The following is a 19,485-nucleotide window of genomic DNA, read 5'->3' on the forward strand; positions in this document are numbered from 1 at the left end:
GTCTGATTACAAAAAAGGGCGGCCTGCTGGCCGCCCTTTTTACGTGGTATCAATCAAAATTATTTTATTAAATATGGCCCGTCTGTTTTCCAGCCTATGGGCAGGTTTGACAGGTACCAGGTGTGCCCGTTATCATTATTGCCCTGGTAAAATAGCCAGGTTTTGCCATCAGTATCCTGAAAAATGCCGGGGTGCCCCGATTCGCTGCTGTTCCATTCGCCCGGCTTGCCATTTTTGAGGAAGGGCTGGTTAGACAGGCGATTCCAGTTAATGCCGTCGGTACTTACAGCAACGCCAATTTGCTGCGGTGCATTATTATAGCTACCGGCATAAAACATATACAGTTTTTTGTTATGGGTGATGATACTCGCCCCTTCAACGCACATGCCTTCCCATGGCAATTGCGGATAGAGGATAGATTTGTCGGCTGCTTGCTTCCAACTGCTTCGGTCAAAGCTGCTTTTAGCGCTGGTTACGGCTACCCCTTGCTGCTGTATGCGTCCGCTTGAATCGCGGGTGGCAAAGTATAAAAAGTATTGGTTGTTAAACAGGTGTACTTCTGCATCTATGGCCCGGCCATTAGTCCATCGGCCGGTTGGGCGAAATACAGGGTTTGACGCATCCCGGGTAAAATGTAAGCCATCGGTTGATGTGGCATGACAGATGGCATCTTTAGGCCCGTTACCATACGTTTGATAAAATAGGTGTATAGTATCGTTTCGGATGATAGCTCCCGGTGCGCACAATCCCTGTTTTTCATAAGCGGCTTCAGGCGCTATTTCGCCAATACGTTTCCAGTTAAAAAGGTCGTTGCTTGTTGCAATACCTATTTGCCAGCCCTGCATACCGTCACCATCATTTTTTACCGGCATATGAACAGAGTAATACATCAGGTAACGACCTTTAAACTTAATCACCATTGGGTCTTTTGAAAACGGGCGACCGAGGGCTGTGGTATCACCGAACATCATTTTAGGTTGTTGAGCTAATGCCGGTGCAATACCCAATATCAATACAAAAAGCAGGTTTATAATTGGTTTCATACCGCAAATTTAATCGCCGTGGCTATTGTTAGGTAATACGTAGTTGCCGGTTATGCTAATAGTTGCGCTTTAGGGGCATTCACAGCTCAATTTTGATACTGGCTTTTCAAATAATGACACGAAGTGTTTATCCTTCGAAAAGCAGGCACGTGCTTATCGTGAGCAAATATTAATTACCATCCCGCAGTTGTTCATTAACTGCCTGAAGGTGTTTTATGGTTTGGTTCATCATGCTTTGCATCTTCTTAGACTCCCGGTTTTTTGAATAATACCAGGCAACTGCAAGGCAAATGAAAATGACTGAACAAAATATCGCCTTCAAAACACTCTGGTCCCTTAAAAACTGCAGCAAGTACAACAACATGCCAATAATCAACAGGCCGAAGTAGATATGTACCAGCACGCGGTCTAAAAACTCATTCTTCCGCTTAATGCGTATTAACTGGTTAAGAAACTCTTTATTGCTCATTCCAGCATCACTTTTGAAAAGCATGGGTAACAGCTGGTTCGAAACAACAAGGTAAATGACCATAGCCATTATCATGAGCCATGCACCTATAGTGGTTGTTAGTTGCCTGTTATTAATATTCAATCCGACTACCAACATAATTCCTGTGGACATTAACAGCACCAGGCTTTGAACAATTAGCCTGATGCGCGCCGCTTTTCTCATGTTGCCGGCTTTTTTAAACAGTTCCTTTACATCCGGAACTTCGTTCGATCCGCCTTTATTCCACAAGGTTTTTAGATCATTATCATTCTTCATAGTTTTCGAATTTTTGGGCCAGTTTTTCTTTAATACGGTGAACCTTTACCCTGATATTTGTTGGACTGAGCCCAATGATTTTTGCAATATCGGCCTGTTTCACATCTTCGAGTTCAAGAGAAATGATCAGGCGATCGGTTTCCGGGAGTTCGCCGATACATTTATATAAGAACCGTACCTGGGGTTCCCGGTCAGGTTCAATATGGTCTAAAAGGTGTTCAGGCATCTCGGCGCGCGGCATGCGATTGATAACTGTAATCTGTCGTAAACAATTGTTTGTTGCTATGCGAAATATCCAGGTACCAATGGCCGCTTCGTGCCTGAATTTTGGAAGTTGCTGCCAAATGCTTAAAAAAGTATCCTGCGTTAGGTCTTTCGCCAGATCATGGTTATTAACGAATCCCATGCAGATTCGGTAAACTTTATTCCAATAAGCTTTATAAATATCCTCGAATACCATTTGCTATTAGATACCACCCACGCAATAATGCTACACCCGGATTTTAAATTTATTTTATCGGAATTGGGAGGCGTATTTATTATTTCAGGTTTAAACAGAAAGAAATTAATGACAGGCAGCCCGAAACAATAACATCAAATGCAGTATTCTAAATAATACTGATGAGGGCACAGCCTCTTTTCATAGGCACGTTTAATTCCAGGGTTTTGGTATATGCTGTGTTTTTGAGTGGCTTCCATTTAGTTTCGCCGGGGTATAATACTTTTATTTGAAGTTTTTTCTTGTTTAGTTCAGCAAACGGCAACCTGACAATAACTGGTACTTTGCTTGTGCTCCCGCCTAACACTATCGGTATAATCACTTTGCCATTTCCTTTAAAGGCGTTAGCTTTTGCCGGTCCGTCAATTACTTGCACTATATGGGGGATAAGAAGCCACTCTCGTCCTTTTATTGCCGATAGCAGAGGCCCGTAATCTGTGTAATATTTTTCGGCCCAAGCATCCGGCTGTATACAATGGTCATTGCCAGGATATGGAGCTGTGAGGAAAGCACCAAGGTATAAATGCCGCTGAAAATAGGCATCTGGATCGGGCATTAGGTTCTCCTTGGATGCAGTCCACGCTATAATCGGTTTAAAAAATGCCATTTGCGCGCACAGGTTTAAGCTGGAGGCCATGTAGCCAAACTCGTCATAAATTCCGTCGATATGTGCCATCAGATCTATCCGCCGGTCAAGTGGGTTACAAAAAATAACTTTGTGTGCATTATGCATTATCCGGCTTAAGGGATCCATCAAATTTTTCCAGGATATAAGCAATGATTGTGTTTTCTGCCGGTCTACCATGCTGATGTGGTCGTCGCCATTGGCGTTGTAAAATCGCATCCAATCAAGCCTGTCAATACATATGCCCGATGAGGCAGGAATATTTTTTATATGCAGCGAAGCCTGGTTTAGTAAAAATGATTTATATACCGAATCTGCCGGATCAAGTACTATGCAATCCTCCCAGTTCGAAAACAATGGCCGGTCATCCCAATCGGGCAGTAAACCTGCTGGCTTCAAAAAAGCTTTTTTTAGTTTGGTGTAAACAAAGTTATTGGGGTTTTTCCAAAGCGAATCATCGGCAACAGCAGTGGTTTTATAAGGGTAAACCATACCATTACCAAATTCATTTACATTAAAATAGCTAATGGTATGAAACCCAAGTTGATTTAAGTGCCCGGAGTATTTGTTCAGCTGGTTTATGGTAGTGTAGCCATCATCTACCTGTACGCCTCTCTGTTTGTATTTTACCCATTTTTCGTCTTTGCTTTTAACGGGTGGGATAAACATACCCATATAAGGAAAATCCAGCGATGCCTTCCAGTTTATACTAAAAGCCATTTTACGATATTTGGCTGTATCTAATTCTCCTTCGTAGGATGAATATGCGGCGCAACCAGCGATATCATTGGCTATTGGCTCCTCGGGGAAAAAATAGGCTTTGTAGTTTTTCGCCATCCAGGCTATACCATCGCGCCAGTCGGCCTCATGCAAAACGATCTGATGGCGGATGTGAATGCTGTGTTTTGAATTTATTCGATGGTTAATATGCCGGTAAGCTAATTTCCCATCCGCAGTAGTATGCATTTCCAAATCGAGGATAGTATCATCCAGCGATTGGAGAAAGCTTAACCCAAGGTTATCCTTATTAAAAAAAGTGCTGGCTATGGGTATCACAAAAGCATTACGAGAAAGGTGTGTTTCGCCGCCATATGTTAATGCCAGATCCTGAAAATGTGCAGGTGAAAACGGATCATGCCAGGTATCTGTTTTGAGAGCGGTGTGATTATCAGCCCAGGTTGTCCAAAACAACGCCGAGTCCTGGTGCATCCATTGTAATGAAGTTTCGATAGGGGCCGTCCAGCTACCGGTATCTTTTGCGGTGATTTCGATATCCCATTGCAACCCATAGCCGGTTTTTTTTACGGTGCTGGTTAAATCACATGTATGGTTAAAATAAGTAAGTTGTTTTCTTACAACTATTCCTGTACTATCTGAAGATACCAATTGGATATTTGAGCTTTGATAAGTTGTAGGTATAACAGCATCCAGTATAAAAGTTTTTGTACCGTTGGCGCTTTTAAAACTACTTTTTACCTGGCCGTTTTCAAACTTTAACTGTATGGAAGAGACCTGACTAATAACTATTGCCGGACAGAAAAATAAGAGCAGCAATAACAGAATTTTAGGAGGCATAGTATCTATCTAAAACTAAGATGTTAAGATAAGATATTTTAGCAATACAGCCTTTATAAAAAGACAACCTTGCAAGAGCTTTTTCCCGGAGAAGGGGCAATTGGCGGCATATAAATACCGGCGCCAGGCACAAAAAGATATGGCTTTTTGTAACCTGGCGGCGGTTTGTGCCCCTTTCTTGAACATGACCTCTTTAACAGGGCGCACAGGTACCGCTATACCGGCATTTAAATCAAACCAACTTATTTTGAAAGGAAATTTGTAGCTGCCTGCACAAACTCATCATGATACTGAAAAACTGCAGCGTGTCCGGCATCAGGGTAGGTGATCAGGCTGGCGTTCGGGATATTCTTATACAGGTTTGTAGCATTAATTACCGGTACGGGTATATCTTCCTGCCCCTGGGCTATTAATACGGGTTGAGTTATTGTTTTTAGCTCGTTAAAGGCATTTGGATAGGGTTGTGCCCAGCCCAAAACCGCTGTAAGTTGAGCTCCGCCACTTTGTGCGTTTACGGGCAGGTCCCGGTCAACAGTGCGTTTTTGTGTTCTGGCATAAGATTCTTTCCCGGCCTCAATGCTCTTTGCCGAACTTGTGAAAGCAAAACGTAACAGGCTTTCTTCGGGGCTTAAGCCTGCGGCGGCAGCTAATAAATTAGGTAGGTTTGAAAGGCCCTCACTTCCTTTGGGCCCGGTTCCGGTCAGGATAATTTTATTAACAAGCGTGGGGTGATCTAATACCAGTTGCTGGCTGATAAAACTTCCCATAGAGAAACCCATTACGTTAACTTTGGTGTAACCTAAGGCCTTAATGAAATTAGCGGCATCGTTGGCCATTGCGGTGATATTATCCGGCGTGGTGCCTTTGGATAATCCAACACCCTGGTTATCAAATATGATCACTTTATATTTCTGAGCAAGGCCATTGGTGATCGCGGGGTCCCAATCATCCATTGAACCTCCCAATGCCGATAACATGACAAGGGGAATGCCATCCTTATCTCCCAGAACCCGGTATGCATAGGCACTTCCGGCTACATCAATGAATTTAGTAGGGGCGGTTTGGTGATAATCAATAATAGCAGCTGTTGTTCCTTTACCCGGCTCGTTATCTTTTTTGCAGGATGCGATAGTGAGAACGAGGAGGGCTAAGGCGATAAGTTGTTTTGTAAGCCCTAAAAGAGTGTTGTCTTTCATAAATAGATAGTTTTATGTCTTAATTGACACTGCAAAAGTATTTTTCAGCGTGGCCTCGCCTACGCACAACTTTGTGAACTATACAAATTGGATCCTGAAGCAGGCAAATTCCGCGGTCGAACCTGGGACTGTAAATTTTTGATATTTCATAGTTCTTAATATTTGACCGGAGCAAAAGTATCGGTCGTTCCTGGTTTAGAGAGTCACCAAAAAAGACGATATAAGCTAACTATTATTTACTGGTAACGTCCCCGAATTAGGTGATTGGTGGTTCATTTTGCAGTGGTGAATTTTGCAACCATTACAATTCTTGTAATAGTCCGGGTTTGACGGACGACAAGAACCTCTCAGACACCTTTGATATCATATGACAACAAAAACCATCAATCAAAATCGCCTTGCTGAAGGCGAACACTTTGCAGAAGTGAACAATATTATCATACATTATTATGTGGCCGGTAATGGTCCGGTATTGCTGCTTCCTTCACCCGGCTGGGGGCCATCGGTAAATTATATTATGCCGTTGCCGCTTTTTGAACAATATTTTACCATGGTATATTTTGATACCAGGCACAGCGGAAAGTCGACCGGGCCGGAAGACAGTACACAGTATGCGCTCGATAACTTTATAGCTGATATAGATGCCCTCCGGATCTATCTTGGACAATCAAAAATCTACATAGCCGGTCATTCGGGAGGAGGCCACCAGGTACTTGAGTATGGAATTCAGCATAGTGAGCATCTTTCAGGAATTATAGCCATAGATGCGATTGCCGCTACAGATGAACTGCGCGCTGAAGAAATGATGAAAAGGATCATGAAGAAAAAGACCGAACCTTTTTACCTCGAAAATCCAGAATATTATGAAAAGGCAACAGCATTCATGACGGGAATGGGAACAGATAAAACGCCGCGTACCCTGGAAGAGATCATTGGGATTATGGGCGGATTTTATTTTCATGATCCTGCGCTTGCAGCGAAAACCTTTCAAAACCTCGACCTGAATGACACAGTTTTCGGATACGTAAATTCAAATGGGTTCCAGGGAAAAAACTTACTTGGAGAATTGCACCGAATCACCGTACCTGTATTGATAATTGTTGGCGATGATGACTTTATTTGCGATCCTGTATCGCAGGCCGCCAGGATCCGCGCAAATATTCCTGGTTCAAAACTGGCCGTTATCGGCAATTGCGGTCATATGCCATGGATTGAACAACCTGCCGAATTTTATGCCCAGTGTGAAATTTGGTTTGGCGAACAGCAATTGCAGAAATCATGAAATAATAATAGTATTTACCGATAAGCTTATTGCCATTAGGGTAGGTATGGCTGTTATTACTGCTTTATATAAAATGCAAGGCCGGAGTTACGCTCCGGCCTTGCTCATTAATACCTCAGAACGCCTAATGTCTGACTCAGCAGGCATTTTGTCTGTCCTGCGTTGAAAGTGTTATACTTTTCTTTACAGGAATAGCAACTTCGTATCATAATCTTCCTGATAAATTAATTATGAAAACGATAAAAAGTGTTTATGTAAACGGAAAGTTCACTGAGCCTCATGGTAGCGAAATGGTAAGTATCGTTTCGCCGCTTGACGGGAAAGAAATAGCTCAAATTGTTTATGCTGATGAACAAGATACCTTAACTGCCATTAGTGCAGCAAAAGCTGCGTTGCCTGATTATAGTAAAAGCACTATAAACGAGCGTGTCGAGTATCTGAAGAATATTAGTATTGAAATTGAAAAACGGATAGACGACCTCATCATTGCTACAACTTTAGAGTATGGCGCCCCTGGTGAAAGAGCGAAATGGGCTAACCTGATTGCGGCTACAACTTTCGCCAATCAGGCGGAGATGCTTCAGAAATATTCATTTTCAAAGCAGGTAAATGAATCAACGGTTATTATGGAACCGGTAGGGGTAGCTGCGCTATTTACTCCCTGGAATGCTGTAGCCGGATCAATTGCTATCAAAGTTGCCGCTGCATTGGCTGCCGGTTGTACAATAATTCTTAAACCGAGCGAATTTGGATCATGGCAGGCCGAAATTATTATGGAATGCATAGCTGCTGCCGGCTTGCCGGATGGCGTTGTTAACATGGTTAATGGCAATGGTGCAGTTATTACCAAGCCAATAATGGAAAGTGCTGATGTTACCAAAATTTCGTTTACCGGCTCAACTTTAGTTGGTAAGATACTGGCGAAGCAGGCCGTTGATACCATGAAACGGGTAACTCTGGAGCTCGGCGGAAAATCGGCCAATATTTTGCTGGAAGACGCGGATTTTACCAAAGCTATTCCTATGGCCCTGCAGGCCGGATTCATGAACAACGGCCAGGCTTGTATCGCCGGAACAAGGTTACTGGTGCCGGAATCAAAATTTGGCGAAGTCAAGGATTTGCTTATCCATGAAGCTGCGAAGTTTATTGTTGGTAATCCGTCGTTAGCCGATGTTAAAATCGGGCCTCTTGCAAGCCAAAAACAATATGATCGTATCCAACAATATATTCAAACCGGAATTAGTGAGGGAGCAGAGCTTCTTGTAGGTGGTTTAGGCCGTCCGGAAGGTTTAAACGAAGGTTATTATGTAAAACCAACAATCTTTGTTAAAGTAAATAACGAAATGGCTATTGCACGCGAAGAAATCTTTGGGCCGGTGCTGTCGGTGATTACTTATAGCAATGAAGAGGAAGCGATTGAAATAGCAAATAATTCTGTATATGGATTGATGGCTTACGTTAGCTCTGACAATGAAGCACACGCAGAAAATGTTGCCCGTCAACTCAAAGCGGGCAGGGTGCTTGTCAATACCCTAAAGCATGATCCTATGGCTCCGTTCGGTGGCTATAAAAATTCAGGAATTGGCCGCGAAAACGGTGTTATAGGTCTGGAAGAATTTCTGGAAGCTAAAACGCTGATCAAATAAAATTAACTGTTTAACAGAAGCCAGGGGCAATAAACGACTGTATTTGCCCATTCAACGAATGCCAATCCCGAAAGGTTGTTGATGCCCCTACTTTAGCTTCAATAAATAATTCAAACATCATAATACTATGAACAATTTACCATTGAGAAAAGGAAACGGCCTGTTGGCCAAAATGAAATTGTTTCTTGTAGCCTTGCCGCTACTAAGTTTAGGTACTGCACATGCGGGCGGGCACCTTTCAGGAAAATCTGACACCACCAATGCTGTGACGAGTACACAGTTTGGGCCGGTAAAACAAATAAAGGCCGGGTTATTAAATGTAGGATATGTTGAAGCCGGCCCTGCCAGCGGAGAAGCAGTAATACTTCTGCATGGCTGGCCATATGATATATCAAGTTATAGTGAGGTTACCAATATTCTTGCGGCAAAAGGGTACCATGTATTTGTGCCGTACTTGCGTGGTTATGGTACAACAACATTTCTTTCTGCCTCAACAAAACGTAACGGTCAACAGGCTGTAGTTGCTGAAGACATCTTAGCCTTTATGGATGCCCTTAAAATTAAAAAAGCAATCCTTGGCGGATATGACTGGGGGGCACGTACTGCCGATATCATCGCAGCCATCTGGCCGGAAAGGGTTAAAGGACTGGTTTCTGTAAGTGGCTATCTGATCGGAAGCCAGGCCGGAAATAAAGCGCCGCTCCCTCCAAAAGCCGAATTTGCATGGTGGTATCAATTTTACTTTGCAACAGACCGGGGGGCTGCCGGATATGCTGCCAATACCGCAGCATTCAATAAGCTGATCTGGCAATTGGCCTCTCCAAAATGGAACTTCAGCGATGCAACCTATGAGCTGGCTGCCAAGGCTTTTGATAACCCGGATCACGTTAAAGTAGTCATTGATAATTATCGCTGGAGATTAGGCCTCACCCAGGGCGAAGCCAAATATGATGCGCTTGAAAAGAAACTTGCTGCGGCTCCCGCTATTTTGGTGCCAACGGTGACCCTTGAGGGTGATGCCAATGGTGCTCCGCATCCTGATCCTTCGCAATATGCTAATAAATTTAAAGGCAAGTACGTACACCACACCATCAACGGGGGTATTGGTCATGATTTACCGCAGGAAGCCCCGCAGGCTTTTGCAGATGCAATTGTAGAGGTTGACAATTTAGCCAAATAACCTGCCGCTGGTTTATATATCGCCCGGTAGGAACCTTAGTAAGAAGATAGAAAATATTGTTTTATGAAAAAAACGCCTTCAACTGCTTTCCGACGCGTGCTTTCAATTGTTGGCGTGCTGATAGTAGCTTTTGTGCCGCTCCAGTTTGCATCGCCGGTAGTTGTTAATCCGCCTCTTACAAAGGAGATATCTGCTCCGGAGGAGGTTACCCGGATCTTGAAGCAATCCTGTTATGATTGTCACTCTAATGCATCAAATCCGCGCTGGTATGGGCGAATCGCGCCGGTCTCTTTTCTTGTTGCCCATAATATAAGCGAAGGCCGCGCGCGACTTAATTTTTCTGAATGGGACAAGAACCCGCCTGTTGTGCAGGAACTGTTATTATGGGAAATAGTTAATGCGATAGAGCAGGGGAAGATGCCCCTTAACAGTTATTGCATGCTGCATAGCGGTTCACGGGTATCTGCTTCGGATCTTGCCATACTTAAAAAGTACGTTAATACTTTGCCCGGAAGGCATAAGGTTGATACAGCCCGGATTATCAGGCCTGCTACCCTTGCTTCAAGGCCGGCTAATGAAAAACTATCCCGAATTCCTGTTTCGATAAATGGCGTTCCTTACTATCCTGATTATAAGAACTGGAAGATCATCAGCATCACCGATAAATATGATGGGGGAAGCATGCGTGTAGTATATGCCAATGACATTATGTACAATGCCATTAAATCAAAAAAGATGCCTTTTCCGGACGGATCAAAAATGGTTAAAGCTGTTTGGGGCAAACAGCAACAGGACAGCGACGGCATTGTAAGACCGGGTAATTTTCAGAATGTGCAGATTATGGTAAAGGATAGCAGGAAATACGCTGCAACCGAAGGCTGGGGATTTGCAAAGTTTGATGGCCTGGGACTAAAACCATATGGAAAGACAGCAATCTTTGACAGGACTTGTATCAATTGCCACAGGTTATTGGCTCCCGGGAGCGATTTTGTCTTTAACGTTCCCACTAAATAAATTCACTAAGCCGTAAACTGAAATATAGGGTTATGTTGAAAATAATTTCATACACATTATCTGCCGCGCTGCTGTTGGGAAGCTGCCGGCAGAAAAAGAATGCTGAGCTGGCTCCGGAATATTTATACGAGGTCAAAGATCAGAAACCTATCTGTTCATTGATCGACAATAAAAAGGGGAATATTTTAATGCTTTATGGGAATAATGTTGCCCTGCAAGCTGCCAATGATTCGCTGGTGAAACAAGTGCCTGGAGCACATTATACCCTGGTTACCTGGAAGCAAAAGCAAATGCCAGGTTGGTACGGAACCAATATGAATGGTGGGATATATTCTGTTGAGACCCTTCAAGTTTCGCAGGTTGGGACACAGCCATTCAGAGCCGACTATGGATTTAAGCCGGGTGAAGTTTATTCGTCTTTAAACACAAAATTTGACCGCGATCAACGGATTCGCTTTATAATAGAACAGCGGGCCGCCATATTGCCATAAAAACTAAGGCTTTTTAGGTTTAAGTGGAACTTCGGACATTGCCGGTCCGAATAAAAAATGTCATTCTTCATGCACGAAGAATGACATTTTTTATTCGGTTAACCAGAGAGATTTTAGCGGTTCTCCATCCAGGAAAGAAAGAAAGGTGATTTTTCTTTATTAATGAGTAATTTCTCAGGCGTTTCTATAACCAATCTCACATACAGCTTGCGCATAAAATAAAGTTCGGCTTCTTTTATGGCTTTGAAATTGATGAGGTATTGGCGGTTAACACGAAAAAATTGATCGGGCGACACTGCCGCAGTGATCTGATCAAGTGATTGGCTGAGCGTATACTCCTGTTTATCAAAACATACCATTGATACAGCGTTATTTCTGATGTAAAAGAAAGCTATATTATCTGTTGAAACAGTAGTGTATTTGGGGTTTTTAAATACTAAAAAGCTTTGTTTCCATCGCTTGGTCTGCTGTTGGTAAATGTTTTCGTTCTGAACGGCCTGCTCTAAACGATTATCCTGTGGCTGTACCGCATATACAATATGATTTTCATTTAAATGGTTGCTTTGTTTGAGTGTAATCTTATTGTGGTATAACTCATTATGGTGAAATTCGTCATTTCCTCCTACATAAAGGAGACAGTCTTTAATTAAGATAAAGTCCGAATCAAAGCCGTTTTTGGGGAAGTCGATGATCATTTTTGTTTTAGCGTTGTAGTTCTCCATAGCATAAATTCATTTTAGTTTTGTGGATCAATGACTGGGTGGATATTTCGTTGTTTTCTTTTCATTACAGATGTGTTTCAAGTGGTATAACGATGTTTCGATAAATACAAACGATATACCATTGTATTAAATGTTTGATTGTTAGTGTTTTGCATGTTTTTGCTCGGCTGGGAAATAACGGGTATTTCATGAAATCGCTTAATTTCATGATGCCCGCGATTTAATTCGCCCATTGATGAGCATAGAAATCTGCATTGTATTTAAGCTGGCAGTGCTAAATATTCATTATTTATCGAAGCTGCATTATATAAAAAGGCAACCCCGGTTACAGGATTGCCTTTTTATGCAGAACAGGATCTGAAGTGTGCTCTTTTGAATTTGTAGCTAATAAAAAGCCCCCATGCTTATCGGATGGGGGCAGATTGCGGGTTTTGTTATATCGTGGTTATTTTACGCATATCATAACCTTCAAAATCGTTGACCACCTGCATTGACAGGCCCAGCTTGCCGGCAACACCCAGTCCATAATCAGGATCTGCCTTGTAGCAATTTCTGATGTGCCTTATCTGGATAAACTGTTGCGCGCCGCCTATAGCCGCTGCGGTGTTCAAGAATAAAGCTTCTTTCTGGCTTGGGGACATCAAACGAAAAAGGTTACCAGGCTGACTGAAGTAATCATCATCTTCCAGGTGGTCCCAATGGGCAGCATCTCCATTGATAGCTAACGGAGGTTCTGTAAAATCCGGTTGTTGTTGCCATTGGTTAAAACTGTTGGGCTCATATGATTTGGTGCTGCCATAATTGCCATCGGTACGCATCGCTCCATCCCTATGGTAGGAATGGTATGGGCATTTAGACGAGTTTACAGGGATTTGATGATGATTTATGCCTAAACGGTACCGCTGCGCGTCTCCGTAAGAGAACAGGCGTCCCTGGAGCATTTTATCTGGCGAAAAACCGATCCCTGGTACTACGTTTGCAGGGTTGAAGGCGGCCTGTTCTACTTCAGCAAAATAATTTTCGGGATTACGGTTCAACGTTAGCTCACCCACAGGTATCAGCGGATAATCGTTGTGCGGCCATACTTTAGTAAGATCGAATGGGTTGATATGATAAGAAGCTGCATCTTCCTCATTCATGATCTGCACATACATCAACCATTTTGGAAAATCACCTTTTTCAATACTCTCAAACAGGTCCCGCTGATGGCTTTCCCGGTCTTTGCCAATTAAAGCTTCCGCTTCTTCGTTGCTTAGGTTTTGAATGCCCTGGGCCGTTTTAAAATGAAATTTTACCCAGTATCGTTTTTTGTCTGCATTGATGAAGCTAAAGGTGTGGCTGCCAAATCCATCCATATGCCTGTAGGTTTTAGGCAGTCCGCGATCGCTCATTACAATGGTTACCTGGTGCAGGGCTTCCGGTAATAATGTCCAGAAATCCCAGTTGTTATCGGCACTTCTCAGGTTAGTTTGCGGATCACGTTTAACGGCATGGTTAAGGTCCGGGAATTTCAGCGGGTCGCGTAAAAAGAATACAGGGGTATTGTTACCCACTAAATCCCAATTGCCTTCTTCTGTATAAAATTTGATGGCGAAACCACGGATATCTCTTTCTGCATCAGCAGCACCACGCTCACCTGCTACGGTCGAAAAACGGACGAATAATGGCGTTTCCTTACCTATTTCTGCAAATAATTTTGCCCGGGTATACTTGCTGATGTCATGTGTAACCTTAAAGGTACCGTATGCGCCTGAACCTTTGGCATGCATTCGTCTCTCAGGTATTACCTCACGATCAAAATGTGCCATCTTCTCTAAAAACCAGGTGTCCTGTAACAATGCCGGTCCCCGCTTGCCCGCGGTCATTATGTTTTGATTGTCGGGTACAGGGCTACCTGTACGGGTGGTTAATTTATTGTCTGCCATGTTTTTTGAATTGTTTATCTAAGCCGTTAGCGTACTGATTTAAACGCAGCCCTGATTTCTTCAGCCAGTAGTTGTGGTTGTTCCCAGGCTGCAAAATGGCCGCCATTATTCACTTCATTAAAATAGATCAGGTTGTGATAGCAGCGCTCAGCCCAGGTTTTAGGTGCCTGGTATATTTCGCCGGGAAAAACCGTTACAGCTACCGGCGTTGAAATTTCACGGGCATTAAAATTATTGGAGTGATCTTCCCAATAGATCTGAGCTGCGGAAGTGGCGCTGTTTGTTAGCCAGTAAAGTGATATATCATCAAGTATCTCATCGCGGCTAAGCACTTTTTCAGGTTCGCCTCCGCTATATGTCCACTGCACTATTTTGTCGTACATCCAGGCAGCCTGGCCAACCGGCGAGTCTGCCAGTGCATACCCTACAGTTTGCGGGCGGGTAACCATCATCGCAGCATAACCGCAATTGTTTTTATAGAAGTTGTTCAATGATTCATAAGCAGCTTTTTCCTTAACAGACAGGCCGGCAGGTGCGTCGTCTCCATTGGTTAAGTGCGCCGCGATATCCGGAGGTACTGTGGCCGGCATATTGATATGGATGGCTAAAAGGCCCGGCACATGTTGTAAAGCCATGCGTTGTGATATAACAGAACCACAATCCCCGCCTTGAGATACGAATTGCTTGTAACCCAATCGGTTCATTAACTCTCCCCAGGCGCGTGCAATATGGTCAGAGCCCCAGCCTGTATTTGCCGGCTGGCCCGAAAAGCCGAAGCCCGGTAATGAAGGTATCACAACGTCGAATGCATCCTCTGCTTTGCCGCCATAAGCTGTTGGATTGGTGAGCGGATCAATCACTTTCAATAATTCAAATATCGAACCTGGCCAGCCATGGGTCATGATGAGCGGCAGGGCCTTAGGGTGTTTGGAACGGACGTGAATGAACTGGATATCGAGTCCGTCGATATTGGTTACAAACATGGGCAGGGCGTTTAGTTTGGCTTCGCCTTTGCGCCAATCATAGCCCGATGCCCAGTATTTTACAAGGTTTTGAAGTTGTTGTTTGCGTAAGCCCTGCGATTCGTCATTTGCGGTTTCACGTCCCGGCCAGCGTGTGGCAAGCAATCTTTTTTTGAGGTCAGCGAGTTGTTCATCGGTAACATGTACGTGAAATGGACGAATGCTTTTATCATTCTTATTTACAGTAGGTTGTGTTTGGGCTTTGCTTTGTAAAGTGCACAGCCCTACGGCCGCGCTAAAAAACGCAGACAGCAAGGTGGTTTTTAGGTTTCTCATAGTAATTTATTTAATTAACTATGCGAAAGTATCTTCAAGAGGTACCAGCCAACACCGATAAATAGTTTAACCAGACAAAATTGATGCTGATTTAGACATTTTAGTTTTGCTGCTGATTGAAACCGCCGGAAAATTAATGAGCTGCATCGGCCATGCTTACTTTGGATTTTGACTTTTTTACAAGAAGCAGCACAAATGGCACAAAAACAACAAACACGATCCCTACCATAATGAAAATGTCCATATAAGAGAGCAAAGTAGCTTGAGTGTTAACCCCATTATCTATGATTTGAACAGCGGCTTTCTGTGACGCCAGGCTGTCCAGCCCGTGCCCGCGAAACCCTGCGGAAAGTTGTTTTACCCGGTTTTGCACATTTATATCATTTGCATTCAGATGACCGATCAGGCCTGCACGGTGTTTACTGGTTTGCCTGGATAGGAAGGTTGAAATCAAAGCGATCCCAAACGAACCACCTAACTGGCGCATCATTCCGGTAAATGCAGCCCCCTGACCAATCTCCTGGCCTTTTAATGTTGATAAGGCCATGGTGCTGATTGGGACTGACAGAAAGCCCAGCCCGATACCCCTGATAATAAGAGGCCAGAAAAAATCGCCGCCACCGGTTGTTGGCGTAATTATCTGGTAGCATAACATACAGAAGATATAAAAAAGGAACATGCCGATGGCAATGAGAAATTTTTGCTGCACACCCCTTTGGATCAATGTAGCAATAAGGGGCATCATTAACGCGGTAAACAGCGTGCTCGGCAACTGAAGTAAACCGGCTTTCTGCGCTGTCCAGCCTAATACCGATTGCGTGAACAAAGGTATTACAAACGTAGATCCGTAGGCGCCAAAGCCCAATACAAATGACAATGCTACACCTATGCTCAAATTCCTGTTTTTAAATACCCTGAGATTAACAACCGGAAACCTTGTTTCCAGTTGCCTCCATACAAACAGGTACAAACCCAGAAAAGAGGTAATTGATAACGTGATAATTAATGGGCTGTTAAACCAATCCTCTTCCTGGCCTTTTTCTAAAATATATTGCAATGAGGATATCCCAATGGTAAGCAGGGCTATACCCAGCCAATCTATTTCGCTGGCTGATTTTTTTTGCTCATAGCGGGGACTTTTTACATAGATCAGTGCTAATAAAGTAGCTACGATTCCAATGGGAATATTAATATAGAATATAAAAGGCCATGAAAAATTATCTACAATATATCCTCCCAGCGGCGGACCAAGCGTAGGGCCTACTATGATGCCCAACACATATATGGCCTGGGCCATGGCACGTTTTTCGGGAGGCCAGCTTTCGGTAATAATAGTCTGCGATGTTACCAGCAAAGCACCGCCACCCATACCCTGTATAAACCTGAAAATAATGATCTCGGTAACAGAATGAGCGTTGCCGCATAAAAAAGAACAAACTGTAAATATTATAATGGAAGCAGCAAAATAATTACGCCTGCCAAATTGCTGCGATAGCCAGCTGGTTAAAGGGATAACAATGACATTGGCTAATGAATAGGCTGTAATAACCCAGCTTATTTCATTAAGTGTGGCCCCCAGGCTTCCGCGCATATTATTTAATGCAACATTTACTATGGTGGTATCAATTATTTCAAGTAAAGCGCAAAAAACTGCTGTTATGGTGATGATAGCTAAGCGTGGCCCACGCTCAATTAATGATTCATCTTGTTGCATCTTTGTAGGAGATTAAATTTGAATGGTAGTTCAAATGATGGTAATTAAATTGTTAGAGGTGCGTGGGCTTTACTTAACGCAGTTATCACAACAACTTGACTATGCAGGTTTTGAAAATGGGCAGATCATCCCGCTTTCTCTAATTATTATTGGAAATAACAAGGTCGGACAAACAGCCGCTGGAAGTCCAAATGTTTAAGACTTCTTGCCATGACACTAACGGCTTGCCGTTTCTTTTTTTAAATCAGCAATTTGTTTCTTTAATTCGGTAATTTGTGCTTGCTGTTCCTGCATTGCCGCAACCAATACCGGTACCAGTTGCGTATAGTCTATCGTTTCAAAATTGACCGCTTTTTGGGTGCTTTTGCCTTGTGCCGACCAGTTGCTTCCGGTACGTATAACATCCGGCATCACGGCCCTGGTACTGGATAGGTCAAGACCAAATTTGTAATATGGGGCCGATCCCTGAAATGTAGTTTCAACAGATAAAGGGTTTAGCTTGTTAATTATAAATGAGGCATTTTTTAAAGATGAAGAGCTGCCTGAATTGTTATCATCGTTGATGCTCTGTGCGTTTACTGATTTGAAAATACCAACCAGTATTAAAGTGGAAAATAGTATCCTGTACATTGTTATTTATTTGATTTTAGTTTCTATCCAATAGTTCCTGTTATAGTCTGACGTATGCTCTGTTTCCCTATTTGGCATAATTCGGTAAACGGTTTCCTCCAGAACACAGGCGTTATCCCATTTTTCGAAGCTTACGGCAAGATGGATGTCCTGCCCGGGAAGTAAGGCTGAGGTGATGAATTCTTTTACCTGCTCGCCGAGGTCACCGGCAGAAAGAAGTTTGACGGCCCCGGTATCATTATCGACTGCGGATATAGTCCTTATACTAATATTGAAACCGTTGCCATCGCTTTGGTTGATTTGCATGTTATCTTAAATTTAAGATGCAAAAGTATCCAGCAATAAAAAGCGTGTACATCCCCAAAGTTGGGTAGGATAACTGAAAAATGGGTTGCGTTATTAATATCCCGGTGCAGTGTACCCAATGTCTCTGAAAAAGATGCTCCTGTTTCCGAAAGCTTTATCTCCCCATTTTTGGTAATACCCACCAAAATGTTATTCCCTGACTTTTGTGCCTTTGAAAAATTTAAAAGGATTTACATATATGAAAAACACTTACGGGAATATCCCGTTAAAAAATGCACTGCCGCTTGCCGCTATCATCGTGGCATCATTAGGTTACTTTGTAGATATTTACGACCTGTTGTTGTTTAGCATTGTTAGATTGCCGAGTTTAAAATCGTTAGGTTTTACCGGCGCCGGGGCAGTTGCACCGGGTATTTTCCTGCTGAATGTACAAATGGCCGGTTTAATGGTTGGGGGAGTTTGCTGGGGGATATTGGGGGATAAGCGGGGAAGGTTAACTGTGCTCTTCGGATCGATATTAATATATTCACTTGCCAACATAGCCAACGCATTTGTTGACACGGTTAACTTGTATGCAGTTTTTCGTTTCATAGCCGGATTTGGGCTTGCGGGCGAGCTTGGGGCAGGGATTACGCTTGTTGTTGAATTAATGCCTGCGCAAAAGCGTGGATATGCCACTACTATTATTGCCGGAGTAGGGATTAGCGGAGCAATTGCTGCCCGTTTTGTTGCTGTTTATTTTGATTGGCGTACCGCATTCATTATAGGAGGAGCACTTGGCATTTTGCTTTTATTACTCAGAATTGGGGTTTCAGAGTCAGGCATGTTCAGCGAGTCGAAGAAAACGGGTATCAGAAGGGGAGATTTTTTTGCCTTGTTCACTAACCGCGAACGGTTTGTAAAATATCTTAAATGTATTTTAATTGGCCTGCCGCTTTGGTTTGGCGTAGGTATTTTGATTACCCTATCACCAGAGTTTGGTAAAGAACTCAACGTAAAAGGAATAGTGAGTGCAGGGACCGCCGTAGCGGTAACCTATGGCGGTACGGTGATTGGCGATATATGCAGCGGTTTGCTTAGTCAGTATCTGAAAAGCCGTGTAAAAGTGGTTGCCATATTTTTGACACTTACAATGGCTGCTATTTCAGTTTACCTGTTTCTCCAAAACCTCAGCCTGTTTCAATTTTACACCGTGTGTGCACTCTTTGGGTTTGCGGCCGGTTACTGGGTACTTTTTTTAACTATCGCTGCCGAACAATTTGGTACCAATATTCGTGCTACAGTTGCCACCACTGTGCCCAATTTTGTGAGGGGCGCAGTTGTTCCGTTGTTGTTTTTCTTTCAATACTGCAGGGGGCTTTTTAATGGGTCGTTGGTATCTGCCGGGATAGTTGTGGGTGCGCTCACATTAATTCTGGCATTTTGGGCCCTGTTAGGGATAAAGGAAAGTTTTGGGGCAAACCTGGATTACACCGAAAATATATAACCATTTACCAATGCATCGGTAAGGTAAGCATCCCCCAAAGTGGGGATGTTTTCTTTTAACGGGAAGAATGAATTTTGCAAATTAAAA

General features: G+C 43.2%; 18 protein-coding genes. 7 read left to right on the forward strand and 11 right to left on the reverse strand.

All coding sequences use genetic code 11. The features are described 5' to 3' along the window. Positions 1-59: 59 nt before the first annotated feature. The 5 genes from BMX50_RS22305 to BMX50_RS22325 all read right to left on the reverse strand — a co-directional run bounded on the left by BMX50_RS22305 (position 60) and on the right by BMX50_RS22325 (position 5,704). Entirely contained in the window at positions 60-1,043 is a 984-nt protein-coding gene (locus BMX50_RS22305) for a family 43 glycosylhydrolase (protein ID WP_091214113.1), read from the reverse strand. A gap of 169 nt (positions 1,044-1,212) precedes the next feature. After that, a complete protein-coding gene (locus BMX50_RS22310; RefSeq protein WP_091214136.1) occupies positions 1,213-1,809 on the reverse strand; it encodes a hypothetical protein in 597 nt (198 codons plus the stop codon). Next, entirely contained in the window at positions 1,799-2,269 is a 471-nt protein-coding gene (locus tag BMX50_RS22315) for an RNA polymerase sigma factor (protein ID WP_091214139.1), read from the reverse strand. Before BMX50_RS22315 ends, BMX50_RS22310 begins: the two co-directional genes overlap by 11 nt. A gap of 148 nt (positions 2,270-2,417) precedes the next feature. Next, positions 2,418-4,508, reverse strand: coding sequence for a hypothetical protein (locus tag BMX50_RS22320; protein WP_091214144.1), 2,091 nt, complete (start codon positions 4,506-4,508; stop codon positions 2,418-2,420). A 242-nt stretch (positions 4,509-4,750) separates the two neighbouring features. Further along, complete coding sequence (locus BMX50_RS22325) at positions 4,751-5,704, reverse strand: alpha/beta fold hydrolase (RefSeq protein ID WP_091214147.1); 954 nt, start codon at positions 5,702-5,704, stop codon at positions 4,751-4,753. A 367-nt stretch (positions 5,705-6,071) separates the two neighbouring features. On the opposite strand from BMX50_RS22325, the gene BMX50_RS22330 reads away from it, so the two are divergent. The 5 genes from BMX50_RS22330 to BMX50_RS22350 all read left to right on the forward strand — a co-directional run bounded on the left by BMX50_RS22330 (position 6,072) and on the right by BMX50_RS22350 (position 11,317). Then, entirely contained in the window at positions 6,072-6,986 is a 915-nt protein-coding gene (locus BMX50_RS22330; RefSeq protein ID WP_091214169.1) for an alpha/beta fold hydrolase, read from the forward strand. A 230-nt stretch (positions 6,987-7,216) separates the two neighbouring features. Next, positions 7,217-8,632, forward strand: a complete 1,416-nt coding sequence (locus BMX50_RS22335; RefSeq protein WP_091214173.1) for an aldehyde dehydrogenase family protein — start codon at positions 7,217-7,219, stop codon at positions 8,630-8,632. 127 nt (positions 8,633-8,759) lie between these two features. Next, the gene (locus tag BMX50_RS22340) at positions 8,760-9,812 is read left to right on the forward strand and encodes an alpha/beta hydrolase (protein ID WP_208864768.1); all 1,053 of its coding nucleotides are present in this window, start codon (positions 8,760-8,762) and stop codon (positions 9,810-9,812) included. A 63-nt stretch (positions 9,813-9,875) separates the two neighbouring features. Next, complete coding sequence (locus BMX50_RS22345) at positions 9,876-10,826, forward strand: heme-binding domain-containing protein (RefSeq protein ID WP_091214176.1); 951 nt, start codon at positions 9,876-9,878, stop codon at positions 10,824-10,826. Between the two features lie 32 nt (positions 10,827-10,858). Next, positions 10,859-11,317, forward strand: coding sequence for a hypothetical protein (locus tag BMX50_RS22350; RefSeq protein ID WP_091214180.1), 459 nt, complete (start codon positions 10,859-10,861; stop codon positions 11,315-11,317). Positions 11,318-11,430: 113 nt separating this feature from the next. Here BMX50_RS22350 and BMX50_RS22355 read toward each other — a convergent pair whose 3' ends face one another. From BMX50_RS22355 to BMX50_RS22370, 4 genes are all read right to left on the reverse strand, one after another. Next, entirely contained in the window at positions 11,431-12,039 is a 609-nt protein-coding gene (locus tag BMX50_RS22355) for a LytR/AlgR family response regulator transcription factor (RefSeq protein WP_091214183.1), read from the reverse strand. Positions 12,040-12,473: 434 nt separating this feature from the next. Further along, positions 12,474-13,964: a catalase gene (locus BMX50_RS22360; RefSeq protein WP_091214188.1), complete on the reverse strand. Its 1,491-nt coding sequence runs from the start codon at positions 13,962-13,964 to the stop codon at positions 12,474-12,476. Between the two features lie 26 nt (positions 13,965-13,990). Next, positions 13,991-15,262 (reverse strand): epoxide hydrolase family protein, encoded by a 1,272-nt coding sequence (locus tag BMX50_RS22365; protein WP_091214192.1) that lies wholly within the window; start codon positions 15,260-15,262, stop codon positions 13,991-13,993. A gap of 133 nt (positions 15,263-15,395) precedes the next feature. Then, positions 15,396-16,976, reverse strand: a complete 1,581-nt coding sequence (locus tag BMX50_RS22370; protein WP_091214196.1) for a DHA2 family efflux MFS transporter permease subunit — start codon at positions 16,974-16,976, stop codon at positions 15,396-15,398. 34 nt (positions 16,977-17,010) lie between these two features. On the opposite strand from BMX50_RS22370, the gene BMX50_RS34615 reads away from it, so the two are divergent. After that, the gene (locus BMX50_RS34615; RefSeq protein ID WP_167668068.1) at positions 17,011-17,175 is read left to right on the forward strand and encodes a hypothetical protein; all 165 of its coding nucleotides are present in this window, start codon (positions 17,011-17,013) and stop codon (positions 17,173-17,175) included. Positions 17,176-17,192: 17 nt separating this feature from the next. On the opposite strand, the gene BMX50_RS22375 is transcribed toward BMX50_RS34615, so the two are convergent. Beyond that, positions 17,193-17,606 carry a hypothetical protein gene (locus BMX50_RS22375; RefSeq protein WP_091214200.1) on the reverse strand — a complete coding sequence of 138 codons (414 nt, stop codon included), beginning with the start codon at positions 17,604-17,606 and terminating at the stop codon, positions 17,193-17,195. A 6-nt stretch (positions 17,607-17,612) separates the two neighbouring features. Then, positions 17,613-17,912 (reverse strand): hypothetical protein, encoded by a 300-nt coding sequence (locus BMX50_RS22380; RefSeq protein ID WP_091214206.1) that lies wholly within the window; start codon positions 17,910-17,912, stop codon positions 17,613-17,615. A 238-nt stretch (positions 17,913-18,150) separates the two neighbouring features. On the opposite strand from BMX50_RS22380, the gene BMX50_RS22385 reads away from it, so the two are divergent. Then, a complete protein-coding gene (locus BMX50_RS22385) occupies positions 18,151-19,398 on the forward strand; it encodes an MFS transporter (RefSeq protein WP_091214212.1) in 1,248 nt (415 codons plus the stop codon). Positions 19,399-19,485 lie beyond the last annotated feature (87 nt).

The sequence above is a fragment of the Mucilaginibacter gossypiicola genome, from assembly GCF_900110105.1.
Lineage (GTDB): Bacteria > Bacteroidota > Bacteroidia > Sphingobacteriales > Sphingobacteriaceae > Mucilaginibacter > Mucilaginibacter gossypiicola.